At 47.2% G+C, this 26,437-nt stretch carries 20 protein-coding genes; 5 read left to right on the top strand and 15 right to left on the bottom strand.

Annotated elements, in window-relative coordinates:
- The first annotated feature begins 466 nt into the window (after window positions 1–466).
- Together DWX00_RS14035 and DWX00_RS14030 are read left to right on the top strand one after the other, a co-directional pair.
- Window positions 467–1,489, top strand: a complete 1,023-nt coding sequence (locus tag DWX00_RS14035; protein WP_117801614.1) for a stealth family protein — start codon at window positions 467–469, stop codon at window positions 1,487–1,489.
- A 162-nt stretch (window positions 1,490–1,651) separates the two neighbouring features.
- Complete coding sequence (locus DWX00_RS14030) at window positions 1,652–2,032, top strand: hypothetical protein (RefSeq protein WP_118595567.1); 381 nt, start codon at window positions 1,652–1,654, stop codon at window positions 2,030–2,032.
- 145 nt (window positions 2,033–2,177) lie between these two features.
- On the opposite strand, the gene DWX00_RS14025 is transcribed toward DWX00_RS14030, so the two are convergent.
- Complete coding sequence (locus DWX00_RS14025) at window positions 2,178–3,947, bottom strand: peptidase domain-containing ABC transporter (protein WP_117801616.1); 1,770 nt, start codon at window positions 3,945–3,947, stop codon at window positions 2,178–2,180.
- Complete coding sequence (locus tag DWX00_RS14020) at window positions 3,944–5,191, bottom strand: PqqD family protein (protein WP_117801617.1); 1,248 nt, start codon at window positions 5,189–5,191, stop codon at window positions 3,944–3,946. The genes DWX00_RS14025 and DWX00_RS14020 overlap by 4 nt, the downstream gene beginning before the upstream one ends.
- A gap of 80 nt (window positions 5,192–5,271) precedes the next feature.
- Between DWX00_RS14020 and DWX00_RS14015 the strand changes: the two genes are divergently transcribed.
- A complete protein-coding gene (locus DWX00_RS14015; RefSeq protein ID WP_117801618.1) occupies window positions 5,272–5,709 on the top strand; it encodes a S24/S26 family peptidase in 438 nt (145 codons plus the stop codon).
- Window positions 5,710–5,738: 29 nt separating this feature from the next.
- Here DWX00_RS14015 and DWX00_RS14010 read toward each other — a convergent pair whose 3' ends face one another.
- A complete protein-coding gene (locus DWX00_RS14010; protein WP_117801619.1) occupies window positions 5,739–7,304 on the bottom strand; it encodes a lipopolysaccharide biosynthesis protein in 1,566 nt (521 codons plus the stop codon).
- Between the two features lie 141 nt (window positions 7,305–7,445).
- Between DWX00_RS14010 and DWX00_RS14005 the strand changes: the two genes are divergently transcribed.
- Window positions 7,446–8,849, top strand: coding sequence for a DUF4832 domain-containing protein (locus tag DWX00_RS14005; protein ID WP_118595566.1), 1,404 nt, complete (start codon window positions 7,446–7,448; stop codon window positions 8,847–8,849).
- Here the strand turns inward: DWX00_RS14005 and DWX00_RS14000 are convergent.
- The 11 genes from DWX00_RS14000 to DWX00_RS13950 form a co-directional block, all read right to left on the bottom strand.
- Window positions 8,804–10,192 (bottom strand): DUF4832 domain-containing protein, encoded by a 1,389-nt coding sequence (locus DWX00_RS14000; RefSeq protein WP_158578872.1) that lies wholly within the window; start codon window positions 10,190–10,192, stop codon window positions 8,804–8,806. The genes DWX00_RS14005 and DWX00_RS14000 overlap by 46 nt on opposite strands.
- Window positions 10,125–10,955, bottom strand: a complete 831-nt coding sequence (locus DWX00_RS13995) for a glycosyltransferase family 2 protein (protein WP_117510142.1) — start codon at window positions 10,953–10,955, stop codon at window positions 10,125–10,127. The genes DWX00_RS14000 and DWX00_RS13995 overlap by 68 nt, the downstream gene beginning before the upstream one ends.
- Before the next feature lie 10 nt (window positions 10,956–10,965).
- Entirely contained in the window at window positions 10,966–12,168 is a 1,203-nt protein-coding gene (locus DWX00_RS13990) for a glycosyltransferase (RefSeq protein WP_117801621.1), read from the bottom strand.
- A complete protein-coding gene (locus DWX00_RS13985) occupies window positions 12,165–12,548 on the bottom strand; it encodes a DUF2304 domain-containing protein (protein WP_117510144.1) in 384 nt (127 codons plus the stop codon). The genes DWX00_RS13990 and DWX00_RS13985 overlap by 4 nt, the downstream gene beginning before the upstream one ends.
- On the bottom strand, window positions 12,545–14,017 hold the full coding sequence (pelG, locus tag DWX00_RS13980) for an exopolysaccharide Pel transporter PelG (RefSeq protein WP_118595564.1): 1,473 nt from the start codon (window positions 14,015–14,017) through the stop codon (window positions 12,545–12,547). Before pelG ends, DWX00_RS13985 begins: the two co-directional genes overlap by 4 nt.
- Before the next feature lie 35 nt (window positions 14,018–14,052).
- Window positions 14,053–15,516, bottom strand: coding sequence for a GT4 family glycosyltransferase PelF (pelF, locus tag DWX00_RS13975; RefSeq protein WP_117510146.1), 1,464 nt, complete (start codon window positions 15,514–15,516; stop codon window positions 14,053–14,055).
- Window positions 15,513–17,381: a DUF2194 domain-containing protein gene (locus tag DWX00_RS13970; protein WP_118595563.1), complete on the bottom strand. Its 1,869-nt coding sequence runs from the start codon at window positions 17,379–17,381 to the stop codon at window positions 15,513–15,515. The genes pelF and DWX00_RS13970 overlap by 4 nt, the downstream gene beginning before the upstream one ends.
- An 89-nt stretch (window positions 17,382–17,470) precedes the next feature.
- Window positions 17,471–19,771: a hypothetical protein gene (locus DWX00_RS13965; protein ID WP_118595562.1), complete on the bottom strand. Its 2,301-nt coding sequence runs from the start codon at window positions 19,769–19,771 to the stop codon at window positions 17,471–17,473.
- Between the two features lie 43 nt (window positions 19,772–19,814).
- Entirely contained in the window at window positions 19,815–20,768 is a 954-nt protein-coding gene (locus DWX00_RS13960; protein WP_117801626.1) for a hypothetical protein, read from the bottom strand.
- Entirely contained in the window at window positions 20,768–22,945 is a 2,178-nt protein-coding gene (locus tag DWX00_RS13955; RefSeq protein ID WP_117510150.1) for an NAD-dependent epimerase/dehydratase family protein, read from the bottom strand. Before DWX00_RS13955 ends, DWX00_RS13960 begins: the two co-directional genes overlap by 1 nt.
- 48 nt (window positions 22,946–22,993) lie before the next feature.
- The gene (locus DWX00_RS13950) at window positions 22,994–23,263 is read right to left on the bottom strand and encodes a PqqD family protein (protein WP_158555018.1); all 270 of its coding nucleotides are present in this window, start codon (window positions 23,261–23,263) and stop codon (window positions 22,994–22,996) included.
- A 288-nt stretch (window positions 23,264–23,551) separates the two neighbouring features.
- On the opposite strand from DWX00_RS13950, the gene DWX00_RS13945 reads away from it, so the two are divergent.
- Window positions 23,552–24,748, top strand: a complete 1,197-nt coding sequence (locus tag DWX00_RS13945; RefSeq protein ID WP_117510152.1) for a nucleotidyltransferase domain-containing protein — start codon at window positions 23,552–23,554, stop codon at window positions 24,746–24,748.
- Between the two features lie 237 nt (window positions 24,749–24,985).
- On the opposite strand, the gene DWX00_RS13940 is transcribed toward DWX00_RS13945, so the two are convergent.
- A complete protein-coding gene (locus DWX00_RS13940) occupies window positions 24,986–25,960 on the bottom strand; it encodes a cell wall hydrolase (protein ID WP_118595561.1) in 975 nt (324 codons plus the stop codon).
- Window positions 25,961–26,437: the final 477 nt, after the last annotated feature.

Here is a 26,437-nt window from a genome sequence, read left to right as displayed (position 1 = left end):
AAGATTTGTCAGGAATCATCTACAGACTGTCAATTCCAAGCCGGGACATGAAAACGAGGATAGCTGACAAAAAACCATATGCGTGAATACGTAAAAATAATACGAGGGTGAAGCTCAATAGTTTCCAGAATACCGATTTGATTTGAACTGCGTAATGCAGGCAATTCCGTATCGTCAGGGTTTTTCGAACAAACGGATCTGACCCATACTGTTTCAGCAGCTTTCTGACCACAGAAACATTTTTTCCTTCATATGTCATCTCTTCCTTCGCCAGATACATTGCACCAATCACCAGGTGAAACAGCATCAGGTCGCCATAATATACAGAACGTCAACCTTCTTTCACCACTCTTTCATTGTACGCCAGTACATGTTGTGATAAAATTATACAAATATCAGTTTTTGTAATTTTTTTAATATAATACAAACAAGCCACACATAACACTGTACGAAAGGATCACAGCAAATGAAAACTCCTAAAATTGATTTTGTGATTACATGGGTAGACGGGTCAGATCCTGTCTGGGACATGCAGCGGCAGGAAACCTTAAGAAAGCAGGGAATCTTTGTGGATGAATCTCTGGATAACAGTACCGCAAGATATCGCGACTGGGATATTTTGAAATACTGGTTCCGTGGTGTTGAAACATTTGCACCATGGGTCAACCAAATTCATTTTATAACCTATGGGCATCTGCCGAAATGGTTAAAGGAAGAGCATCCCAAACTGCATATTGTGCGGCACGAGGATTTTATTCCTGCGGAATTTCTTCCTACCTTTAGTTCCCATCCGATTGAGTGGAATTTTCATCGCATTGAATGGCTGACAGAAAATTTTGTTTATTTCAATGATGATATGTTTCTCATAAAAAAAGTTTCTCCGGAAGATTTTTTTAGAGACGAAAGACCTGTTGACATGCTTGCGCTTCAGCCAGATGTTGCAAATGCAGATGACCAGATTATGCCGTATGTCTATCTGAACAATGCGATGGTTCTCGCCAAATATTTCGATAAACGGGAAAATATGAAGAAACAGCCGGGCGCATATTTTCATCCCGGCTATCCGTTGATGTATTTCGGATATAATCTTCTGGAAATGGCATTTCCGCGGTTTACCGGATTTTATACCGTACACGGACCATCCCCGCTAAAAAAAGAGTCCTACCGTTTCTTCTGGAAAAACGAAGAAGAGCTTTTGCATCATGTCTGTTGCCATCCTTTCCGTCATAAAGAAGATATCAGTCAGTATGTTCTGCGGGAATATCAGAAGCTGAGCGGAAATTTTGTTCCGAAGAATATTCATAAATTCTGCCGATACTTTAATCTGCAGCCGGAAAACCCGGAGCTGGTAAAGACGATTACGAAACAGAAGTCAAAATGTATTTGTATCAACGACAGCAACTTTGAAATCCCATATGAAAAAGTAAAACAAGAATTAAACCATGCATTTTCTATCCTGTTTCCGGAAAAATCACAGTTTGAGAAATAAAAAACTGTTTTTCTGTTCGTTCACGTGACAGATTATAAAGCAACATGTATTTTAATTAAAATTGTAATTTTTTACCTCAGATCTATTGACATGTGTGTGATTTTATTTCTATAATAATTTTGTAATAAAAAGAATTTTCACAAGAAAGGAAATTACTGACCTATGACTAAAACTTATAAAAAACCTGTTGTCTCTATCGACACCGGAATGGCAGAAGGCGTTTATGCGGCAAGCGGCCAAGGAACTCTGAATGTTACTTACCACGGCGTGTGGGATCGCTGGGGCACAAATGGCGGTAAAGGTCTTGCAATGGCAGACTGGTCAGGTATTAACGGAACGATCACATTGAACATTACGTTCAACGACACGGTTGATCAGGCGGAAACGGATGATGCATCTGTACAGGCATCCTGCTCCGGAAAGACTGCTACGTTTACCTTTGCCAGCACAGCATCAAATCCGCTGACGATTGGTATCCATTTAAATCACGGAACCAGCATCGACGATCTGAAGATGACCGGCTTCACCTACTCGGTAAGCTAAAAAGCAAACCTGCTCTAAAAACTTTGATAACTGTTCAGAGCCAGGTCTTGCGGTTGTTAGTGCTAAAATTACCGATTCATCTTCAGCAAGTTATCAAAAGAAAAAGCAATGAGGTGCGTCCCCATTGCTTTTTCTTTTTTTATCTTTAAAAATCCTTCTCCATCTCCGCGATCTCCGTTTCACCCACCACTTCGCACTTCTTATCCCGAATCGCATACACTCTCGTACAGATCCCGAGTACCGTAGGCCGATGTGTCGTTACAATGCAGGTTCGCGGATACGTATCCGTCATAATATTGTTCAGCACCTTCCGCTCTGTCGCCACATCAAGTGCTGAGGTTGCTTCATCCAGCAGCAGAATCGGTGATTTCCGAAGCAGTGCGCGCGCAATCGAAAGCCGCTGTGCCTGCCCTTCTGAAAATCCGCCACCGCGTTCTTTCACCATACTCTCAATACCGTCTGGCAGTTTTTCCACAAAATCCCAGGCACATGCCAGCTTTAATGCCTCCATAATCTCTTCCTCCGTTGCTTCCGGCTTCACATTCCGCATATTTTCCGCTATTGTTCCCGAAAACATCGTGTTTCCCTGCGGCACGTAGGAAAACAGCTTTCGCGTAGACGGCGACAGGGCAAGCCTCTGCGATGGTTCCTCTCCTGCACCGATCCAGGCTTCCCCCTCCTGCGCACGCAGCAGGGACAAAATCAGGCGGAGCATGGTTGTTTTCCCCCCTCCCGACGGGCCAACCAGTGCAATAATCTCATGCGGCCACGCTTCCATCGAAGCATTCGAAAACACTTCCGTCCCTGTGTGATACGTATAGCAAAGATCCTGCATCTTAAGTCCGATGCCTCCCGACTGATATTTCTCCGCAAACCATTCTACTTCGCCATCCGCACTGTAATCCTCCTGCGGCATCTCTACGATATCCATCAAACGGCCGGCTGAAATGCCGAGTGATATCGCCGACGGCACAAGACTCACCAAAGAGTTGACCGCACCGGTCAGCGTACCGGAAAGGGACAGAAACATGGTCATCGTTCCATAGGAAATTGCTCCGCTCCAGACACGGTAAATTCCCCAGCCATAGCAGCTGTAGGAAACAACGTAGCTGATCAGCGTCATCAGAAGTGATGTTGCAATGGACATTTTCTGGAAATCGAGCCGCATTTTGATATAGTCCTGCTGCAGATTTTTCAAACGATTTACATAAAAACGGATCATATCGAATGCCTTAATCGTCTGAATGTTGGAAAATGCCTCCTGGTTGAAGCCGTACAGCTTCGCGCTCATCTGTGCGCTCCGCTGATTGTTGTTTGTCATACGCCGCAGCAGCGGGCGCGACAGCAGGGCACTGAACGGGATTCCGAGCAGTGCAAAGACTGCAAATGTCGGATCGTAATGAACAACAACTGCCAGTGCACTGATAAATTTTACCGTGTAAATCACAAGATTCGGCAGCCAGTTCAGAATACCTCCGGAAATGTTCGATGCGTCCGAGCTCCAGCGTGTAACCAGATCGCCCGTGTGATAAGTGGTTAAGGATTCCCAGTCCGTCACCAGAATTTTTTCAAAAATGTCATTCTGGATTTCCCGGTCTACTTTCAGGTTAATCATCGTCGAGGCATAACTGGTCGCCTGGGAAATCAGGGTATTTCCAAAGGAAAATCCTATCATCAGCGCAAAGGTCTGAATCAGCTTTCCTGTCTGGTGGCCTGTGATGATATCGACAAGATCCTTTGAGATCACACTCGATGCCAGTGAAACACCGGTTCCGAAAATGCCAAGCGCCGTATAAAAAAGCATGGCTTTCCAGTACCTTCTGGCGTACTGAAAAATCCAGCGAAATTCCTTCCACATCTTCTGCAGCATTTCTGCCTGAAGGTATTTCCCTATCTTCTGCCGAAGCTCCTTCATGATTCATCCTCCTGCGCCTGTTCCTTTGGAATCCTTTTTTTCATATTTTTCATACAATCGTCCGATCCTGCTTTCTGCCTTTTTTCATCCTCCTCGATCTGCCGCCGTATCGTTTCCGCCGCTGTGTCATTCTTTGTGCATCGCAGGAAGTAAACTGGCTTTTCCTTTGCAACCGCTTCTGCGAATTTTAAATTTTTTACCATCAGCTCTGCGGTCCAGGGTGGGGAAATCATGCGCTGCATCACGCGGAGCGTTTTCTGTTCTTCTGTCAGAGAAACCAGTTCTTCCGACGGCGCCTTTTCCAACAGTACAATTCCACCCAGCTCTTTTTTCTCCGCCGTAAAGATTTTTGATGTTCCGCACCACGGGATGCCATAGACAACGAATTTCTCTCCCTCTTTTCCGATCAGGTTCAGATCCCCGTTCAGAAACGGTGTCGCAAACAATTTTTTCCAGAGTGCCGTGTGGGTTGATTTTCCCATCCCCGACGGACCGGAAAACAGCCAGGCTTTTTCAAGATACAAAAGGGATGCCGAATGCAGTGCAAACATTCCCCTTCGCTGCGCCAGAAACAGAAATACCGGGCGGATTGCAAGGAAGAGGGAATCCTGCTCTTCCTCGTTGATAGGGCAGCGATAATAAATCCGCGCATAACTGCCGTCTTCTTTCATCCAGATTTCGTAAATATTTTTCAGTGTATCGAACCGGAAAACATAGCCCTCCTCCCAGATGGCAACCGTCAGATCCCTGTTGCGGATCAGAATGGTTCCGTTCTGACGGCTCCCTGGCAGACGTTCTGCCAGTTCCAGGATAAGATCCGGGATTGCTTTCTCCGGATTTCCGCCATCTGTCATGCGAAATGCATCAAACTGCTTCGGAATGCATCCTTTTTCTCCATAGACTTCGATTTTTATTCCCGCAATATGCAGCCGCCCCTCACAGCTTCCCTTCGGACAGCCCAGTTCCCGGCGCACAGCGCCAAATACAAGCAGTTCCTGTACAAATGCCTCTATATCCTTCGCCAGTTCTCCCTGCTCCTCTTTTGGGATCTCATAATATGCGGCCATCCTGTCTGTCAGTGCTTCCACCGTCTGCGGCTGTTCCAGCATTTCCCATAATCTCAGCGCCGTTTCATTCAGTTCCATTCCACGCTTCTGGTCCGCAATTTTCTGTCCATAGGGCAAAAGATAAACGGTTTTTCCGATTTTCTGCAGCAGATATCCTTCCTGTCTTCTGATTCTCATTTTTTGTTCCTTTCTGTCTTTTCGCTCTGGAAAAGAGATGCTATAATAAATCTATCTTTTTTTCAGAACGGAGTTTCCATATGTATACCTACGACATTGAACAGCTCTTAAAAGACGGCTCCGCGATCCGGCTGAAGCCGCAGGGCTACAGCATGTATCCGCTTTTTCATCCCGGACGGGATGAGGCCGTCATTGAGGCGTATCCGATTCATCTTCTCCGCCGCGGCGATATCATTCTTTACCGCCGCGAACAGGGCATCCTTGTACTTCACCGGATCTGCCGTATCACTTCGGATGGCTTTTATCTGGTCGGGGACAACCAGACCGAAATCGAAGGGCCGCTCCGCCCGGATCAGATCCGTGGGAAGATGACCGGTGTTGTGCGCAACGGGAAATCGTTTTCTGTCTCTCATCCGGTCTACCGCATGCTTTCCTCTCTCTGGCTGTTCCTGCGCCCCATCCGCCCGTTTTTCTGGCGTATCATGGCACTTTTTCGCAAAATTTCTTCCGGGCGGTAAGCCTTCAAATGACAGGCTGCCGCAAAAAATCATCTGCTTCCGCTTCTTTTCATTCCCCGCACCATTTTCACAATACTCTGGAGTCTCCAGCCTCTTCCAAAGAACACACCATTTAGTGCCAGCGGCACCAGAATACAGAGGACAAAACAGAAGATAAATGGCGTCATTCCACCGTTTCCATAGATCAACGGTATGATCCTTCGCGTCACTGCGACTTCCAGGATCATCACCGCAGTGTATTCGCCCAGATCCCTCGCATAGCGTATCGCTTCCTCTTTCATTCCCAGAAAATCCCGGAAAAAGATAACGTAGCGATAGGAGATCTGCAGCAAATAGGAAAGTAAGGTTCCAAGAAGGACTCCTGTCATGCCATATGGTCTTACAAGTGCAAGCGATACGACCAGATTCAGAACCGCACTTGATGCGCCTGCATTTTTTTCTTTTTCAAACAGTCCTGTTACCCCCATCATAAGACTGAGCGGCAGTCCCGTGATTTTGATCAGCAGCACCACAATACAAAGCACTGCTGTTCCCCATCCAAGCTCATACGCGGGACTCAGCCAGATATCGCAGATAAACGGAGTAATCAGTGAAAAAAGTCCCACTGCCACGACGGAAGAAATGCAGAAGAACACAAAGGTCAGCTGCCGCAGAATTTCATAGTTCCGCCGATAATTCTTTTCGGTAAAATAATCCCCGATGGTCGGCTGAATCGTGTTGGCAAGAATCGTAAGAATATTGATAATTGCCTGCGTAATCATGCTGTAGTTCGCATACCGTCCTACTGTACCGACGCCGATGAACCCGGAGATAATCAGGTTATCGGTACAGTTCAGCATTTTGTCCGAAACCCTGGAGATAAACACGTTTTTCAGATCCTTTAAGATCAGCTCCTTAAAGAAAGAGGAACCTTTTTCTTTCCGCAGCTGATGAAGGAACGGATATTTCCGTTCCACATACCAGTTAATCCAGATGTTCAGCATCACCTCTGTCACAATCCCAATACCAAGTGCCAGAAGATAATTCTGCTGATATGTCACAAGAAGAATAATCGCCAGATAGCTTACAACATTTAAAATCAGGCCGGCGATACTCGCAATGTATTCCTTCTGGTCTGCAATTAAAAGCGATTTTCGATCGGTGAGCAGATAGGAAAGCACCGTGCGAATCAGCCACATAGCGTACAGTATCCGAATATACGTCAGGGAGTAGCTGTTGTTTTTCATAAACAGATGAATCAGCGGAAGCAGCAGCATTCCCGCCGTGAATACAATCACCGCAAAAATACGGTACGCCTTCCGGTACAGGTTCATCAGCGATGCAATCTCATGCTCATCCTTCCTTGCAAGTGCTCCGTACAGATGATAAACAATGGCTGTCGAAATGCCGAGTTCTGTCACGGACAGGATGTTGATAACATTGGAAATGACTCCGTTCATGCCGACAAGTTCCGCACCCATATACAGATTCATCGCCCGCTGGCTGAAAAATCCAAGAATCAGGAGTGCAAACTGCGAAAACATACTGAAAAAGCTGTTTCGAAATAGATTTTTAATCCGCATGATGTCCTCCTTTTCTTTGTTATGTACTCTCATTACTTTTTTCTGCTGTTTTTCTGGTTTTTACTGTTTCGAAATGGTATGATGGGATGATACGGCACCGTTTTTACAGAAAACCAGGCGATCGCAAATGCTTTTGTCACTGGACTTATATCTGCCTGATCAGAAAGGATTTTTATGAAAAAAAGAGCTTTTTCCCGTATTTTATTCTCGCTTCTGCTCCTGTTGTTTCTCATCCTGTTTGCTTTTCTTTGCATCTGCGCTTTTTATCATGTCAGTTATACACCGGAAGCGTGTACGGAATCCGCAGAGGAATTGTCCAATCCGTATATCGGATTTTATTCGATGTACGGCTACGTTCTCGGAAACGATACACTCTCCAATCTTCCCGACCCGGATTCCAATCCCGAAGAGACACCCGGACTTGTGATGCTGGAGCTGAATCTGCGCCGGTTTGCCGATCAGGATCTTTCCGATCCGGCACTTGCACAGCTTGACACGATTTTGTCCTCCTGGCAGAAACACGGAAATTCGATGATTCTGCGCTTTCTGTACGACTGGGACGGCAAAGCGAAAGAATCGGAACCGCAAAGCCTCGACCAGATTCTGCGCCACATGGATCAGACTGCTGCAATCGTAAACCGCTACACGGACAGTGTTTTTCTGATCCAGGGCATTTTTATCGGTAACTGCGGAGAGATGAATGGCTCCGACCATCTGTCCGATGAAGACTGCTCCATTCTGATGCAGCATCTGGCAGACGTGATCGATCCTTCGATTTTTCTGTCCGTCCGCACACCGGTACAGCGACGGAGGATTCTGAACTCAGCAGAACTGCCTTCCGCAGAAACTGCTTTTGACGGCTCACTTTCCTCCCGCCTCGGGCTTTTCAATGACGGAATGCTCGGAACAGCAAACGACACCGGCACATACGGAGATACGCCTGCCTCTGCGGATGCTTACCGCTCTGCCTGGGTGCGCGAGGATGAGCTGGACTTTCAGAACAGGCTCTGCAATTTCGTCCCAAACGGCGGCGAGGTGATTCTCGACAATCCCTTCAATGACTTTGACCATGCCCTTTCGGATCTCTCCCGGATGCATGTTTCTTATTTGAATTCGGAGCATGACCTGGTGGTTCTGGATAAATGGAAAAATTCGGTTTACCACGATGAAGTCTCTGTTTTTGACGGTATCTCCGGCTACGACTATATCGCGCGCCATATGGGTTACCGCTATGTGGTGCGCAACACCACCCTGCATCAGTCCCGGCTGAACATAGAACTTGAAAATGTCGGCTTTTCCGTCGGCTACCGCAGACTTAATCTGGAAATCACCCTGGTTTCCGATGACGGCAAGGTTTTCTCCTTCCCGCTTTCCGGGGATTCCAGATTCTGGCTCCCAAAAAATACCGCAGAACTTTCGGTTTCCCTTCCGTTCCGTGAGCTGGAAAAGGGAACTTATACGGTATATTTTCGGATGACCGATCCGTCACTTCGGCGGGAAATCCAGCCTGCCAACACGTTTTCCCATGATACCTACGGATTCCGGCTCGGAACACTGAAGCTGGAAAAGCTGCTCTGATATGTGCCCAGAAACACACGCCCGCTTTCCGTGTTCCAATTGGCAAACAGGATCGGACGCCCATCCCGCCTGCGGTATAATGCCAGAAACATTTTTTTTTGTTCTGCCACCGCAGGCAGTTTGATTTGCCGGCAAAGTATGGTGGTTTCTCCACTGTGCCAGGCTCTGGCATCGGTATGGATCCTGTATTTTTCCGGCTTTTTGTTCTCCTCTTCTATCTCCAGAAAACAGTCGGCTTCTTCCGTCAGCTCGGCAAATCCGTGGTTTTCCAGGATAATCCGCATCAAGCTCATCTGACCGGAAGAATCTTCCCCCGTTTTCCACATCCGGTTCTCATTTTCCGAAAGCATTTCCACATCTTCCACTACAAACCGGTAACCAAGACGTTTTCCGACGGTTTCGAAGCCGGATACACCGTTTGCGGTTTCTTTTTTCCATTGTTCCAGCAGCTGCGGGTCATACGTACTGTTCAGATAGGAAATGTGCATCTTTTCCAGATCCCTGATTGCTTCCTCTGCCGAAACATTCTCTTCTCCGGCTGCACGCTGTACTGCCTCGCCGCCGCAAAAACGGCCGCGCATTGCCATTCTCTGCCAGTCAAGTTCCGCCCCACGGCTCTGTGGTTCCTGCCCCGGCGTTTCCATCGCAATCGTACCGTATGTACCAAGATCGGTTTCCGATCCGAACATCCCATCGTTATACAGAGTCAGACATTTTTTCTCTTCTTCTGTAAAGTTCCTTGCCAGCTCCCGCCACTGGGAAGGTCTGCGCACTGCCAGCGGACATACCCCATTAAGCGCATCCAGCATCGTAGGAACCAGCGTCCGGAGCCCGTCCGGTGTCAGATACCGGGATCCATGCATTTCTCCCCAGTTTCCGATCAGGATTCCCTGAACGACATAGACATCTTCCGAAAATTCCCGGATTATCTCGCCAAGCTGCCGCATATGTTCCTGTACGGTTTTGATGCTGCCCGGCTCGCGTTCCAATCCTTTTCCTTCCAGATCATAGGCAAACCGAAGGATCATTCCCTTCTTTTGGTCCCGGAAAAATGCGAGAATTTTCCGCACCCACGCCATCGACTCCTGTGGGATCCTGCCGGTTCGAAATGCTCCGATCCCAATCCGCAGAAGTACAAGCTCTTCTTCCTTACAGGCAAGATACAGGGGTTCGTCTGTTTTTGCCGCATCAAACGTATACAAATGGTACCAGCCGCAGCCCGGATTCTGTACCGCACCTTTACACTCTGCAAAATCTGCCCGAGAGAACGCGGGATCACTCGCCGGTTCGCTCTGTGCTGTTTTCTGCTTTTTCAGAAAACGGTTCCATTTTTCTTTCCACATCTTTTCGCCCTGCTCCCGCATCCATCTTTAAAACCTTACACCGGAAAATCACGGCCAGTACACTGTAGAACATCCGCGTCATATACCAGATGGGTTTCAGCCCGGAATGCATGCTTGTTCCCGAGGTCCGGATATGCATGACTGCCGGAATTTCAACCACTTTAAAATCAAGCAGCATCATCTGTGTGATCATGTTGGTATCCGGATATTTGTCATCAAAATGATTGTATTTTGAATAATAAAGCACTGCCTTGCGGCTGAGCCCCTGCAGTCCTGTCGTCGGATCTGCAATCCATCTTCCCGTCGCGATGTGCAGCATACGCCGGAACAGGCGGAATGCCAGCTTTTTTGCAAAGCCTACCGAAAACTCTGCGCTTCCATCCATAAAACGGGATCCCAGCACAATATCCGGTGTTCTTCCGTCTGTATCTTTTTCTTTCAGTTTTTCATAAATTTTTCGAATGTTGCATACATCATGCTGACCGTCCGCATCCATCTGGATCACGTACCGGTAGCCCCTGCGGATCGCATATTTATAGCCAAGCTGCAGACCGCTTCCGTAACCGAGATTGAAAACATGCGTTACTACCGCATAGCCGCGCTGTTTTACCATCCAGATTGTGTTATCGGAGGACGCATCGTTCATAACCAGTACATCTACCAGCTCCGCGATCTCCGGCTGTGCCAGCTGATCCATCACTTTTCCTATGTTTTTTTCTTCGTTGTATGCCGGAATAATCAGTAATACTTCTTTCTGCTCCATAGTTCCCGCCTCATTTCATCAGATCCAGCAGCCGCCAAATTTCCTCTGTCTGTCCGTTCCCTTTCTGTTTTGCTGCCGCCACAATCCGCTCTTTTTTTTCGGTATCATCGATCAGTTCTTCTATTTTCCGGGCAATGCCCTCCGGGGTCAGCAAGCAGAGCAGACCATCGACTCCATCCTCTATCTGCTCACGGTTTCCTGCACAGTCTGACGCAATCACGGCACAGCCAAGCGCCTGGGCCTCCTGAATGGCAATGCTTTTCCCCTCAAACCGTGTCGCATGTACATAGAGATCACACTGTGCATAGTAGGGAAACGGATTTTCCTTTATGCCAAGCAGAATAAAGTCCTTCTGCAGTCTGAGCTCTGCAATCTGTTTTTCAAGAGCCTTCCGTTCTGGACCTTCGCCCACAACATACCACCGCGCCTTGTATCCGGCATCTCTGATCTGTTTCATTGCCAGAATGGCGATATCATATGCTTTCTGGTGTGCCAGCCTTCCAACCGTTAAAATACGGACACCGTCATAAGAATCCGAAAAGCCACCCGGCTTTTTAGCCTCTCTCTCGATCCGCTCTCTGTCTATGATATTGTGAAAAACCTGCACTTTTTCTTCATACTCCGGGTAAAACTCCAGGAAATGGCGGCGTGTCTCCCCGGAAACCGTATAGATAACATCCATTTTCTCGTAGCAGTCGCGGTCCATTTCCCGTGTATATCCGGAATCGCCGTAAGCAATATGGACAAATGCAGCTTTTTTCTTTGCATTCACGTGATCCGCAACGTAATAAGCAGAGCCGCCTTCCAGATAAGCAACCGCAAGATCAAAGGTTTCATCCAACCGGTCTGCCCCGTCCGAAAGGACTCTCCAGAGCAGTTTATCCGGCTGAATTTTCCCCGCCTTCTTCATCACGCGCAGATTCTTCATCAGATACCTGATTTTTTCCATGGTGTGTCCGTGCCGGAACAATGCCATCACCGATGTCTGCAGCAGTTTTCGCCTTCCTGCACCGGAGAGTACGGAATCCTCACAGATCCTTTTGTTTTTTATATGAACTTCCGGCGGCACCCTTGAAATCATTTCCCCCTGTCCCAGCAGTACATACAGCGAAATTTCATATTTCTCTGTATCCAGATGGTTCAGAAGCTCCAGCAAAGCCGTTTCTGCTCCTGCACGGCCAAGCGTATTGATTACAAACAGTATTTTTTTCATAAGTCTCTTGCCTGCTTTCCTGTCAGACGTTCCAGCTCTTTTATGATTCTCTCATTCTCCTGGTTCAGCAGAGAAACCTGCATTGCCAGTTCCTGATTTTTCATCAGCAGAGAAGAAATCTGTATTGTCATCTGATACATGCCCCACACGACAAGGAACCCGGTAAGCAGCAGCACCGCCAGACTTCCCAGACTTAAGCGGCTGCTCCAGCCGGAGAACTTCGGAACCGCACCGCTTAAGATTGCCGCAAGGCCGAGCAGCTCCCAGGTAACCGCCAGATTTATCGTCAGTTTCTTTTTCGCATGCAGCACAAACGTCACTGCCATAATCCCAAGCCCTGCCAGGATCACACAAACCTTTATAATTGTCGCTGTACTCATCGTTTCATCTCATCCTTCTGTTTCTGCTCTTCTGCCCTCTGAAATACCAGACCGGATGGGCGCTTTCCTTTCCCGTGCCTGATCAGATTTCCGCGGCAGAAAACGTGCGCATCCATATTTTTTTCCACCCATCGCAGTCTCGCAAACGCCACGCTCCATCCTGCAAACGATCCTGCTATGACCCCAGCCCCATACCAGACGGCCGGCAGATGGGTAGCAATCAGGCTGCCGATCCAGGTAACAAGACAGAACACAATCGCCGTCAGGATTGCGCCGGTCAGGTCATCGAAATAATACAGAAAAATGATTTCCGCATACATAAGGAACAGAATAAAATATCCAACTGCAAGGGACGGATAAATTTTCATGGTCATGCCGGAAAAGCCTTCTTGCGGCAGGAAAATCACGCAAATCAGATATATCACAACGGAAATCATAAACTGAAGGCGTGCAAGCGTCATCAACTCACTGGAAAGCTGGCGGAACATCCGCTTTTTTGCATTTTCAATATCGGCTCCCTTTCCGCCAATCACCGCCTCGGAATACAGCTTGTATTTCTCATGGAAACGCATTTCGACGCGTGCAATGAAAATAATCGATGCCGAGAGATTGGTAAACATGGCAAGGCAGGAAGCCATGTCATATGGCTGATTGCAGACAAAGCTCTTTACCAGCTCCATCCGCATATCGGTTGTCCAGAACACAAAGTTATGGATATACAGCCCCAGAATATACAGAAAATTCGAAAAAATCAGTTTCCAGTATTTTCTGAAATACTGCAGCACCGGCCGGTAGCGGTTACTGTTTTTGACAAAATACCGCCGGATCAGGGCGTTTTCCAGTGTTGCCGTCACAAAAAATCCAACCGTCAGGGAAAATAGCATGCTGCGCGTCGTCTCCCATTTCATGAGGAAATGCAGAATCAGTGCCAGGACAAATGCAACCAGCATTCCAAAGAAGAAATACTGTGAAATCCTCTGATAATCCTTACAGATGGAAAGATAAATCATGGAATAGAAAACCAGCACCAGGCTGATATAGCCACAGAAACTGCAAAATACATACGCCGTTGACACCTTCCCGACAAAATGCTCCCACAGACAGAACGGAATGCCGACCAGACAGCTCAATCCGATATTCAGAAGCATTCCGATCTGATAGCACGGCAGGATGTCCTGATACCGTTCCTCGTAGATCACGTCGGACATATAACGGGACAGCACCGCATTAAACGGTGATGCCGTCAGTAACGCAAAAATAAAGATATAGAGAATCGTACAGGAAAACAGCTCACGCGTAGCATATCCGACACTGGAAAATTCGAGCAGCTCCTCCATTAAGATCAGATTGAGAATGACGACCATCATCGGCGCAATCGTTACAACGGTACTGTAGGAGAATCCAATCAAATTTGTCGTAATGGTATTTTTTTCAAAAATCCGATTCAGGCGAACGCCGATTCCTGCCATGCCATCTATCCCCTTTCCACCTTGCGGTGTTTATTTTATTTCTGTTTTTCCGGCAGCTTTACCGGTTCCTCCTGCCATTTCTGGCCCATCTGCTCCGCAAAATCGCGGTAAATCTCCCAGTATGTTTTCTGCATATATTCCACACGGTATTTCTGCATAACACGGCGGTATCCGGTTTCTCCCATTTCGAGGCGTTTTTTCTCACCGACCGCCATATCCAGCATTGCCTGTGCGATTTCTTCTATATTCATGATATGCGTAACTATTCCGGCTGCGCCGAAATCATCGCTCTCACCGTAGATCAGACCATAGCAGTTTCCGACATCTGTCGCAATAACCGGCTTGTGTGCCGCATAGCTCTCCAGAATCGTCAGCGGCTGGCCTTCGCTGATGCTGGTCAAAATCGTCACATCCATTCTTCCCAGATAATCCCGGATATTGATTCTTCCGGTAAATACCACGTCCGGAACTTCCAGATCCGATACGAGCTGGAAGCATTCCTCGGCATACTCCCGGTCCTCCTCCCATGGTCCCATGATCCAGAGCTTCAGTCTTCTGTCGCGCTCTTTTGCAAAGGCAAATGCCTGGATCATCGTTTTCACATCCTTGATGGGTGTGACACGAAGAACTGCACCGATGTTCACCATTCCCGCATCCTCTTCGGTCTTTCCCGGGATATTCTGAAGATTTTCCACACGGATTCCATTCGGTGTGACCATCGTCTTTTCCACCGGACAGCCAAGCTCAACCTGCAGCTCCCGCGCGTGCTCAAACAGGGAGGTAATCAGAGTTCCCTCGTTGTACGCCAGCTTTGACATTTTCCGGAACTGGTCAATCCAGATATTTTTGTAGATTCCCGCAACCCACTTCGCTTTAATCAGCTCCTCCTCGCGTTCCCGGGTGTAAATACCGTGTTCCGAAATCAGGAGACGGCTTCCATAGAAATGCTTTGCCATAGCGCCAAGCACGCCGGCATAGCCGGTTGCAACGCAGTGATAAAGATCCGCCTTCGGGAGCTCGGTCTGCATTGTGAGAAACAGCGGCAGATAGATGGAGCGCATAGTCCATAAAAAGTCAGAGAAAACGATCTGGCTGTATTTCAGGTTGTAGCACTCTTTCACGGCATTTAGAAAATCCTCTCCCATCAGGAGCGCATTCAGGGAAACATCTTCTTTCCGGAACAGATCAAACAGGACATTCCACTCGATATCCTGATCAAGAAGCAGACTTCGAAGTGCCTGATACTGCTCTTTCTTCAGCCGATGTTTATGTCGTTTTTTACTTCCGCCCCAGTCCACATCGTCCAGATAGAGTTCATAGACGGCGGAGACATTTTGGGGCAGCTCATACGCATACTTTCCGCGCTGGGAACGGTTTGCCGCAATGGCGAGGATGATAAATTCTGTTTTTGGGAAAAGCTGGATCAGACTGTGTACCCAGCTGGAAACACCGCCTACCACAAAGGGATAGCAGCCCTCCGCTACCATACAGACTTTCATTCGTTTTTCACCCCCTCTTCATAGTAATACCGCCGGTCGGATGCACGAAGTGTAATCGTTACTTCACTCTTTTCCGCGCGGATCAGCCATGCAGAATCCTCCAGCTTTTCTGCCGTTCCGCCCGTGACCTTTTCAACTCTTTCATTGTGTGTCCGAATCACATAGTACGCAGTTTTCTCTGTTCCCGTGGTCTTTAAGGTGATGGTGTCGCCCTCTCTTTCGTCCTCGCAGCGTAAGTTCAGGAAGGTGCGGATTCTGGAATCGCAGGTGGAAACCGTGGTACCGTCAAATCCGGAAAATGGCTGCCAGTAGGTTCCGAGGTTGGAGGCAAATTCTTTGACGATTTTTTCCCAGCGGTCCTCCTCTGTTTTCGGATAAATCACTCTGCTTAAATCCAGCTCTACACTGGCATAGCCGAGCGCACTTTCAATACTCTTCATTTTCATCCAGGAACGATAGGTAAAACGTCCGGTATCTTCCGTGACAATTTTCTGCTGTGTCGTCTGTGCATCCAGGTAGCTGACCTGATCGCCAGCCGTATCTTTGCTCTTAACTACGGTGCGGACACTCCAAAGAGCAGACTGCTGTAAAGCTGTTTCCATCTCCTGTTCACTCAGGTTTCCACTGAAAAAGGAGGAAAAGTAAAAATCCGAAAGATTTTTCTGCATGAAGCTCTGATCTTCGTCTAATTTTTCCTTTACGGATGTTTCGGATTCTGTAAAACCGGAAAGTCCCATCTCGCCTTTTTCTTCGTTGAGCAGCTTCGCATAATAATGCAGCAGCTCGCCATCTGCTTCTGCCGGAGCATCATAATCCAGTTTTGGTGCCACCATACAGGTAAGACCAAAATGATTTTTTCTGTAGATTGCTGCAATCGACGGCCAGACAATATCGCGGTTAACATCTTTTGTTCCGTTTCCGTAAATCTCCTGCATTTTGTCCGTATTTTCCTCCGCAAGTGACGGAAAGTTCTGCACAACAAGATTCTGCGCATTTACAACCGGATAAATCAGATAATTTCTGGTTTCATACACCATTCCCGTCAGCAGTCCCAGCCCGGTTTCATCCTCCATATAATCTCCATTTACGGCAAATACACTGGCTGTCCCGAAATTTTTCCGCCAGATCACAACCGGATAATCCTGGGTTTTCAGCGTCTGATCCTCCGGAAAGCCTTTCATATAAGTTTTGGTTCCATCTCCAAGCTTAAACCATGGAAACGTAAGCTTAAGATCCTGCCTGTTTTCTTCTTCCTTATTTTCGGCCCGGTAAATATTTTCTCCGCCGAGCATCAGATTGTCATACAGATCCAACCCCGTTACGGTTGTAGAATCCTCTTTTACTTCTGCAATTCCAAGCAGCTCCCGCAGCTTCTGATTTTTCCGGATCACAGACACCTCCGGGAGATTTGCAAACACAACATGGATCCCCTCATCCACACTGTTCTGCAAATCTATGACATCCTTTAAGGCGGTCCAGTCGATGCTTTCTGAATTCACTACAATCATCTCCGGCTGCTTTGCACCTTTCTTCTCCATTGCCTGTTCATATTTGCGCATGGATGGATAAACTGCTGCTTCGTACTTCATATACCGGCACCATTCACAGACAACCGCCCCCACAGAATGCTCCTCGGCTTCTCCGATATAGACGATCGTTCCCCGGCTTCCTGTTATGTTTTTCTCGCCGGATGCGCCTTCTGTTCCAAATGCGCCGCTGCCATCTTCCAAATCTTCTTTCTCTGCCGCATACGCATTTTTTTCATAGTGGTTCAGTTTTTCCTTTGCCAGATTCAGACCCTGAAACAAAAAGAGGATGATTGCCATAAGCATTGTGATTGCTGCAAAAGTTCTGCGGGAAACCATTTTTTCTTCCTCCTTCTGTCATCAAGTCTTTTTTGTTGAAATTTCAGTTTTTCCAGCCCTGTCTGTCTCTTTGTTTTTTCCTGTCTGCTCTATTTTGGCATTGGGTTGTTGTAGCCATAATCAATCGCAAGGTTGTATGGACTGTTAACGTTCTGCTGAAGGCGATAGCAGATAAAGCTGTCGGATTCATAGTAAACTTCCATTTCGTTCGGATAAAGCTCTTGGAACCTCTGTGCCCACTCATACATATGGCTCATCGTGATCCAGCGGGATTCCTTGGTATAAGGAAGAATTCCCGAGCCTCCCGGTATCGGTTCTTTGGCTCCTTCTTCAGTTACCTCCTCATGTCCTGTACTCCCATCCACACTTACTGGTATTTTTTCAATAAAAAAATACACACATTTCGTTGGTATTATAATCTCCGGATTCTGCCCCAGATCTTTCAATTGATTTAATAAGGTAATGGTCTCATAGTGATATCCATAAAATTCTGTCATGCGAAGCTCATCATTCGCTGAACAGATTGTCCATGTAAAATCTTTATTTTCCCGCAAGATATTGGTAACGCATACCATGGCTCCGTTATCTTCCAGCGCTCCGACTTTTACCGGCTCTCTTATAAGACCCTGCGATAAAACGACTGTTACAGCCATCACAAGTATCAGGAGAGAAGTCATCTCGCCAATCCATCTTCGCTTCCACCGGCGTATCGCCAGATACACCACTGCATCTACGCCAAGCGCCCAGGCAAAGCAGATGGCATAGCAAAGGAAAATGCCGCAGCGATTGGCATCCATCAGCGCCGGAAGATGCAGCAGCGATGCACACTGCAAAGAACACATGCATAGCAGATAAACAGCCGCAGATAAAACAGCTCCCGCAAAATCGTTTTCCCGCAGCACTGCCAGGAGGATGCCAAGAAGCAGTAAAATTGCAATACTTCCCAGCGTAATTTCTGCGATATATGGTTTTACATTCATGACATTAACGCGGATGCTTTCCCGCACTGCCGATCCTTTTTCTTTGAGCCTCTCCGACAGCGGTTTCTGCTGCTTTTGTATTCTTTCTTCTGCCTCTTTTCGCAGCTCTTCTATCCGGGACTGGCTGAGCACAGAACCGGTTTCACCATTCTTGGTTGCGTTGCCGCTGCTTTCGCCGGCCGTCAGACTGTCGGATACACCGTCCTGTGATAAAGTACCTGCTGTGTCCGCATCCCCCTGCTTTTTATCACCGGTAATGACGTTCATTCCCCAGTACAGCGATCCCTGCAGCCCCTTTCCCATCGCAACGCCCTCCGCCATCGGCAGGACTGAGAGAAGGACGCTTAATATTCCCGTAATCAGGATTCTTCTGAAATAGTTCCACCGGAAAAAACGAAAGCAGAAGCCAACCGCAACGCCAATACAAAACAGGCCTGCAGCCATCGTACCGTAAAAATGAACGGTCAGCGTCAGCGAAAATCCAATCGCAAACTGTACCAGATACCAGCGGCAGTTTCCGTTCCGTTCTTTTGCAAATTCCTGAAAAAAACGGATCGCCATACAGACAGAGGTCAGGACAAAAATCATACTGAACTCCTGCGGCAGTGCACTTTCAAAACGGGCGTACGTACTCTGGTTGAAGATATCCATCACATAAAACAGTATCCCGAAATACGGCGTAAACCTTCCCCTGCACACCATTTTCAGCGCCGCGACCAGAGCCAGATACACAAAATACGTCTGCACCACGCCAAAAATCCGAAGCAGCACATAGGTAGGAATTCCAAATACCATATGAAGATAATAAATCACAATATGGAATCCATACGGATACACGCCCGCAACCCAGATATTATTCCGCTCAAGCTCATTGATCCAGTAGTTGTGCACCGGAATATCACTTGCTTTGTAACCGAACGTTTCCACCATATTCGGTCCGTACACATACGTGATCGCTGCAATTGCCGCCAGCAGCACTGCTATTTCCGGCAGCGCATGCAGCCATTGCTTTCGTTTTCCCCGAAAACACCGCTCGTAAACGGTTCTCCGAAGCTGCGCCAGAGATGTCTTTTTGCCCCGCTCTCCATCAAGCAATCGTTCGATCCGCACCAGCAGGCTCTCCATTGCTCCCGGGATCTGTTTTTTTCTTTTCCAGATCCAGATAAAAAGGAATGGCCCTGCAGTTCCGAGGAGCAGCGTCACACGGCTGCTGATCCGAAGAAACTGCAGCAGATAAACGAGATAAATGATATAAAAATTCCCTGCGAAGAAATAAGCGATCAGTTGTTCTGCAACGGAAAAGCAACGAAACCTTTTCCGAAGGATCCGCCAGGGGAGAAACAGAGTTACGATGCCATAGGCGGCAAAAATTTCCAGAAATTGTAAAATTGTCAGCCATCTCATGGACATCTCTTCGTCCCTCCTTTCGCGGAAATGATTTTTCAAACACGCTCTAACTGAAAATGCGGATCAGCTCCAGCGTTTCATTATCGATAATAACGTCCGATTGTTTCAGTTCCTGCATCACCTGAAAAAACTTTTCTCTTTCACCCATGGTAAAATACAGCTTTAACTGACACGTATACGCCTCCAGTGTATTTCCATGCTGCTGTACCAGACGCCGGCACCATTTTTCAGTTTCCGGAAATTTTTTCAGTTCCAGAAGTCTGAGGCAGAGCCCCTCATACTGTTTTACGAAGATCCGCTCTCTGTTTTTCCGATACAGCGATTCTGTGGCCTCCTCCAGCATCTTGACGTACTTCGTCTGCTCCAGAGTTGTAAAGACTTTCTGGCTTAAAACTCTGTTCATATAGTCGAGCATCATCTTCTCGTAATCCGTCTCTTCTTCGCCTTCCTGCTGCATCCCGGTATACATTTTCTGTACCTGTGAGCGGAACTTGTTCAGTTCATCGCAGAGCACCGATGCGGCGTAATGCGATGTCTCGGAATCCTCGCTGTTCAGTGCCATAGTAATCGATTCCAGCGATTTTTGCAGATCGCCGCGGATCACATTCAGCATCAGCATACGCAGATTCCGTTTATCGCTGACGGCAAGTGCTTCCTCGAGCGGTGCTATGTTGCGCTCCCGCTCCTCATCCGCCTTCAGATGTGTCCGCACACGTTCCTTACCAAACACAACATCCTCCAGATCGACTGCCTGACGGAATACGGTTTTGAAAAGAAGATAACTGCACAGAAAAAACGCCGGACCGACGACCGGGCAGAGCACCATGACGATAAAACGGATCAAAAAGGCTCTCCGGTTATCGTATTGCACCTCTTCTCCCTGCTCTTGTTTCAAATCACACGCCGGAACATAAACCAGAGCTCCGATCAGCAGATAGATCAGGGCGATCAGGGCATTGACGATCCACAGAACCACAAAAGTCAGGGTTTCATGGCTCATCACGCTGCCACCTCCCTGTTCACAAGGATACTTTTCAGACCCTCTTCCCCGAAGCGCAAGATCACACCTTTCGCATTTTCTTCATCGGTATTGGAAAGCAATACATGCAGCCCGCCATCCAGGATCCCGATATAATCCGTCTGACGCAGCTTCTGTTCCAGAATCTCACCTGCTTTTTTATAATCTTCGCTGCTGCACACAATCCGAACCAGTGAGCATTCTGTCAGACCGTTTCGCTTCGCCTCGAAAAATGCCGCTACCAGCTGCGTAAAGGCATCTTTTTCGAGAATTTTGCTGTGTTCCAGATACCTGTGTTCGTGCAGCGCTTCCAGATAGCGGTTTGCCCGCACCACTGCATTCTGGATCAGATAGCTGATGACCGTCAGACGGTTGGATTCCGCAAGATTCATGCGGTCCCACGGAAGTCCCCACAGCATCAGGATGATCTGCATCTCATCTTCTGCATAAATAGCCTGCGCCATCAGCGGATAGCGCTCATCCATCGTTTTGTTGATGTAAACGCGATGCTCTTTGAGGTCTTCATACATTGCCTCCATCTCAGGATAGCGGATGGAATTTCCCATTTTTCGCGCTGTCGGTGATGTGAACGAAAAGAGACGCGCATAGACGCGGTTGGCGACGGTATAAATTGCCACATCCTCTGTATTCATCAGCTTCGAAATCGTCTGCGCCGCATAGAAAAGCACCTCATAGGCACCGTAGCGTTCCAGCGACGATGTGATTTCATAGATTTTTCCAAGACTGTCCTTCTGGTTGACAAGCTGCAGCTCAAAAAGCTGTTTCATGCGCACGTTGCTGTCATTGATCTCCGTCATATCGCCAAGCTGTCCGCGCAGATACCCGATCTCCTCTTCATCATCCTTTTTAATCTGGAGAATCTGATCCCGCATATAACCGACAACCATTCCCAGGATAAAAAGCTGTGCCATCCAGATGTAGGTGCTGTAGTCCATCAGCACTTCCAGTCCGCTCTGATGGTACATCTGACGGAAACAGTAGCCCACAGTCGCCAGCAGGGCCGAGAAAATCGCCTGCTGCTGACCATATACGATGGCAAACAGCAACACATAGAGAAGGTACGCATCCAGCTTTGAAAAATACTGGCTGCCGACTACACGGTTGTTGATCATAAAAAATGGGATAAAACAGATCAGATTTTCGATGTACGGAACCAGCATACGGAAAATCCGGCACAACAGACTCCATACCCGGTTTCCCCAACCCGCCCCCGCATCATCACGCTGCAGAAACGAGCTGCTGTGTTTTTGCATATATGTGACAACGGCTTTCACGCCCTTCTCATATGGGACAAAAATCTTTCCGTCAAACTCTTCCTGATACCGGCTGCCATCCAGTACAAGACGGAAACCTTCACCGACTGTATCGTCACGGATCTCCACGCCGTCTGCGTTCTGCCGGATCAGCTCCGCCAGATCCATCTGTGTGATCGCTTCACCGGATGTGATATGGTATAGTGGATATTTGGGACTCTCCTCCATCATTGCGCGATAGGCAAACGCAACGGCATCATCCTGGTAAATCATGGAAAAAGCAGTTCTGCTGTTGGCTGCGATCTGATTCGTCTTTAGCATTTCCAGTGTCATCCAAAAACACGGATTTCTGTCTGTTTTTCCTTTTCGCGGAATGCCGTACATATGGTCAAAACGAAGAATCCGCGTGTCCATCCCTCTGGTATCACGGTAGCTTCTGCAGATGTTTTCTCCCTGCAGAAGCGCCATTGCCTGAAAGCTTTTCGCGGATGCCGGTTCCGTTTCGTGGATATCACTGCTGTAGGAACGGCCATAAACTGCTTCGGACGACAAATAAATAAACCGGCCATCCTGCTTAAATGCATACGCCGACAGAATATTGGTCAGATCCGCCGTATAGCGGACAGACTCTTTTCTCGCATCACTCCAGTCATAATTTGTATCATAGGCGCCGAGAAAAAGCACGAGATCCGGATTGACATTCGAGAATATTTCCTGCACACTCTCACTGTCATAAGGAAAATCGTAGCGTTCAAAGACACGGCGGTATTTTCCTCTTCTGTCCCGTTTTCCCGTTAACAGATACGTCTTATGTCCTTCTTTTTCCATCTTGGTAATCAGATCATCCATCAGTCTGCTCTCGCCACCGACCAAAAATACTATCATATACTATCCTCTTCGTTTTTGCAGATTACGAAAATGATTTTTCGTTTTTCAGGCACACTCCAGAACCCCACAATTTTGCAATGTCTGCAGCACGGCGTTTACATCCTCCTGCACGTCCTCCGCCGGCACATCATAAGCTTCTCCAAGCCGTCTGGCAATCTCCTCCTCAGACGCGGCATCACCTGTCTGTTCATAAATAAAAGCCGCAGTTTCACTTAGGGTAAGTACCCGATTCATTTTTTCTGTCGTTGTCCCATAAGGAATCAGAATATATTCATCTGCGAGTTGTCTGAGTACAAACTCACCTTTTCTGGTCATCTTTCTCTCCATTCACTTACGTTTTTCTTCCCGATGGTGGGAAAGGCCATCATTCCAGAACATTTCAAAATGACTATACCCTACACTTGTCTGAGTGTTTGATACAGCTGTTTATGAAATGCTGTACTGACAGATTTATTATAGCCCCAACTTATTTCATTGTAAACTTTATTTTATTTTTTATCGTTATCTGTAATATTTTTTTATTTTATCGCTCAAATTTCGGCATTTTTGTGGTATACTGAACCATATCTCTCTTTTCACAAAAAATCTTCAAAGGAGTCTCTCATGCAGCCGCTTGATACCGTTTATCTACAGATTCTGAAAAATTTATGCACCGATTCGTCTGAACCGATCCCACTCGATGGGGTGGATACCGCTGCTTTGTACCGTCTGGCAGAAAAACATTGTTCACTTCCTTTTCTTCTGCCTTATTTTGAACAGCAGCCATCGTTTTCCGGGATAAAACAGCAGACAAAACAGATGCTGCTCTCCTATTATCAGCTGGAACATTTCACACGCCTTACTTTTTCGCTCCTCCTTGCAGAGAAGATTCCCTGTTTCCTCTTAAAGGGTATGAGCCTCGCTGCCAATTATCCTGTTCCCGAATACCGAAAATTGGGAGATCTGGACCTTTATATTCCCGAAAAAGAGGCTTTTTCCCGTGCCTGTCGTATTCTCGAGACGAATGGATACACAGAGGAGCCGGAAGACAGTGATCATCATGTTACCTACCGCTTTACCTTTCCGGAAACCGGCCGTTCCTTTACCCTGGAACTCCATTACCGTATCGTTGGCATCTATCAGTTTGCCCGTGCCAACGAGCTGATAGATGAGATCTTCTCCCCGGATCATCTGAAGCCGTCTTTCGTGGAACTTTACGGTCAAACCTATCCTGTTCTTCCGCCCACGGAAAATGTATTTTATATGCTGCACCATATGCTCAAACACTATCTCTACAGTGGTTTCGGCAGCCGTCTGCTCTGCGATTTTACCTTGTATCTGAAGCAGTATGCATCTGAGATTGATTTTGAGAAAATCCACTCCTGGTGCCGGGAATCAAAAATTTTTCATCTTTATGAGCTGATTCTCGGATCCTGCCATCTTTATTTCGGTCTTTCCGCTTCGATTGACCCGCAGATCCGTTCTTCTGCCGCTGACTGTGCTGCCTTTCTGGAACAAATTCTCGCAGACGGCGACTTTGGCAGTGACACGGAGCGGAAAATCGTAAGCCGCGGCTCTTACCGGCACGCCGGTGTCCGTGCCTGGTTCCACGAAGGGCATGTTCAGATGAAGCTTCGATTTTCCAAGCTTCATAAATGTGTGTTGCTCTGGCCGGTATTTTGGGGAATCACTTTTTTCTGTTTTCTCTCCAATACCTACCGCGTCCGCCATACAACACTGCGTCAGACATTAGCAGACTTCCGCGCCGATAACCAGAAAACCAAGCTGTTGAAAATTTTTGAAAATAACGATGTCCCGTAACTGGAAATCCAACAACATTTCCTGTAAAACTCCATAAGGATAGTCTGCACTTTTTGACTATCCGGTAGTATTTGTTTCAGAGTAAAAAAAGAGTAAGTGAACGTCTCCCCTTGTTCACTTACTCTTTTTTTCTATACCGTCGATTCCATCTCATTTTTCATGACTTTGAACCGATCACAATCTATGGAAATGCATGCTCTCTCCGCCTATCCCCTTGCGAAGGTTCCACGCCTGTTTTTAATAAAAATGCTGATATCCGATCTGGATTCCGCTGCCGTAGCCGCTGTTAAAATACAGGCATCCGCCAACCGGGCTCTCGCCGGAAAGTGCTGCCTGTGCAGCTGCATAACAGTCACTTCTTGCTCCGCGGGAAAGCACGCTCTGGAAGGTTCCGGTCGCAACCGGTGTAAACTGTCCACCCTGATAAATAACGTCGGAAACACTGTTCGGAAAAGAACCGCTGTTGACACGGTTTACTACAACCGCTCCGACTGCCACCATTCCTGTGTAGCTCTCGCCGCCTGCCTCGCACTCGATCAGTGCTGCAAGCATTGCCACATCATTGCTGTCTGCGGAAATTACCGATGCACTGCCTGCTGTGGAGGCTGCTGCTGCGCTGCTTGCCGCACAGGCCTGTGATGCCTGGTATTCCTCCATGGAAACAGCACCTTTTAACTCCTCTGAAAGTGTCACATAGTCTCCATGAACGTATGCGCTGCTTCCGCTGTACTGGATCTGATACCAGTCAGCCTCTTCGCCGAATATGCTGACTTCACCATTCTGTGTCAGTGTTCCAACCTGCGCGGAATCTGTGGATGCTGCCTCACGGACACGAAGGCTGTCCGCCTGAACAACTCCGGTGATACCGCACATATTGCGGTAATGTGCTTTTGCCTCTTCCCCAAATACCAGATATTCATTCTTTATGTAGCCTTCTACACCATTGGAAGAGATCTTGCTCCACTCGTCTCCTTTTTCTGTTACAGTAACCGCATAGCCCGGCATCAGAACTCCGACGATCTCGGAATCTGCGTTTGCCTCGCTGCGGATGTTGACATATCCTTCTACGTTTGCTGCAGCCATTGTGCTCCAGTCTGTTTTATTTAAAATGGTTTCTTCCTTTGTCTCTGCTTTTACGGGTGCAGCCATGATGACAGTCAGTGTGAGCACGCTCCCCAGGATGCCCGGCACATAACTTTTTTTGAATGTCATACTTACCTCCTGAACAATTATTACGTTTTTGTTACATCTTGTTACAAACCGATTCTACCAGTGTTACATCTTTTTGTCAACTGGAACATTTCGACAACATTCCTGTCTTTTTCCATCGTTTTTTTCATAGAACCCACAATTTTTCACCACTTTTCCGCTTTTTTGACGAATTGGATCGGTTTTTATTCCCACTTTTTCTTCTGCATGCGGCCTGCCTGGAATACTTTTCCGTGTCTTGTTTCCTTCTTTTTATTTTGCTTTTGTTTCACATTCTGCCCTTTCTGCCCTCTTTTTCCGCAAATATTTTTTAAGAAATTGTGACAGTTCTTTTTCTATTTTTCGACATGCATTACAAACCTTTTCCACTTTTGACGCATTTTCAAATTTTCTTTTAACTTTTTATTTTTACATGATATTTCTTTCTACATATGGTATAATCTTTAAAAAGAAAGAAAATTTATATTTTATCAATTATTT

It is taken from the genome of Blautia sp. AF17-9LB (assembly GCF_003479185.1).
In the GTDB taxonomy this organism is placed as follows: Bacteria; Bacillota; Clostridia; order Lachnospirales; family Lachnospiraceae; genus Fusicatenibacter; species Fusicatenibacter saccharivorans.
Note: the sequence above shows the minus strand (reverse complement) of the source record. Positions and strands in the feature narration are given on the sequence as shown.

Excerpts from the sequence above, each read along its gene's own strand:
- DWX00_RS13955 (WP_117510150.1), bottom strand. The coding sequence starts at position 22,945 with ATGATAGTATTTTTGGTCGGTGGCGAGAGCAGACTGATGGATGATCTG.
- DWX00_RS14025 (WP_117801616.1), bottom strand. The coding sequence starts at position 3,947 with ATGAAGGAGCTTCGGCAGAAGATAGGGAAATACCTTCAGGCAGAAATG.
- pelG (WP_118595564.1), bottom strand. The coding sequence starts at position 14,017 with ATGGCAGGAATCGGCGTTCGCCTGAATCGGATTTTTGAAAAAAATACC.
- DWX00_RS13945 (WP_117510152.1), top strand. The coding sequence starts at position 23,552 with ATGCAGCCGCTTGATACCGTTTATCTACAGATTCTGAAAAATTTATGC.
- DWX00_RS13940 (WP_118595561.1), bottom strand. The coding sequence starts at position 25,960 with ATGACATTCAAAAAAAGTTATGTGCCGGGCATCCTGGGGAGCGTGCTC.
- DWX00_RS14005 (WP_118595566.1), top strand. The coding sequence starts at position 7,446 with ATGAAAAAAAGAGCTTTTTCCCGTATTTTATTCTCGCTTCTGCTCCTG.
- DWX00_RS13950 (WP_158555018.1), bottom strand. The coding sequence starts at position 23,263 with ATGACCAGAAAAGGTGAGTTTGTACTCAGACAACTCGCAGATGAATAT.
- DWX00_RS13985 (WP_117510144.1), bottom strand. The coding sequence starts at position 12,548 with ATGAGTACAGCGACAATTATAAAGGTTTGTGTGATCCTGGCAGGGCTT.
- DWX00_RS13965 (WP_118595562.1), bottom strand. The coding sequence starts at position 19,771 with ATGTCCATGAGATGGCTGACAATTTTACAATTTCTGGAAATTTTTGCC.
- DWX00_RS13995 (WP_117510142.1), bottom strand. The coding sequence starts at position 10,955 with ATGGAGCAGAAAGAAGTATTACTGATTATTCCGGCATACAACGAAGAA.
- DWX00_RS14000 (WP_158578872.1), bottom strand. The coding sequence starts at position 10,192 with ATGTGGAAAGAAAAATGGAACCGTTTTCTGAAAAAGCAGAAAACAGCA.
- DWX00_RS13990 (WP_117801621.1), bottom strand. The coding sequence starts at position 12,168 with ATGAAAAAAATACTGTTTGTAATCAATACGCTTGGCCGTGCAGGAGCA.
- DWX00_RS14020 (WP_117801617.1), bottom strand. The coding sequence starts at position 5,191 with ATGAGAATCAGAAGACAGGAAGGATATCTGCTGCAGAAAATCGGAAAA.
- DWX00_RS14015 (WP_117801618.1), top strand. The coding sequence starts at position 5,272 with ATGTATACCTACGACATTGAACAGCTCTTAAAAGACGGCTCCGCGATC.
- DWX00_RS13960 (WP_117801626.1), bottom strand. The coding sequence starts at position 20,768 with ATGAGCCATGAAACCCTGACTTTTGTGGTTCTGTGGATCGTCAATGCC.
- DWX00_RS14030 (WP_118595567.1), top strand. The coding sequence starts at position 1,652 with ATGACTAAAACTTATAAAAAACCTGTTGTCTCTATCGACACCGGAATG.
- DWX00_RS13970 (WP_118595563.1), bottom strand. The coding sequence starts at position 17,381 with ATGGTTTCCCGCAGAACTTTTGCAGCAATCACAATGCTTATGGCAATC.
- pelF (WP_117510146.1), bottom strand. The coding sequence starts at position 15,516 with ATGAAAGTCTGTATGGTAGCGGAGGGCTGCTATCCCTTTGTGGTAGGC.
- DWX00_RS14010 (WP_117801619.1), bottom strand. The coding sequence starts at position 7,304 with ATGAGAGTACATAACAAAGAAAAGGAGGACATCATGCGGATTAAAAAT.
- DWX00_RS14035 (WP_117801614.1), top strand. The coding sequence starts at position 467 with ATGAAAACTCCTAAAATTGATTTTGTGATTACATGGGTAGACGGGTCA.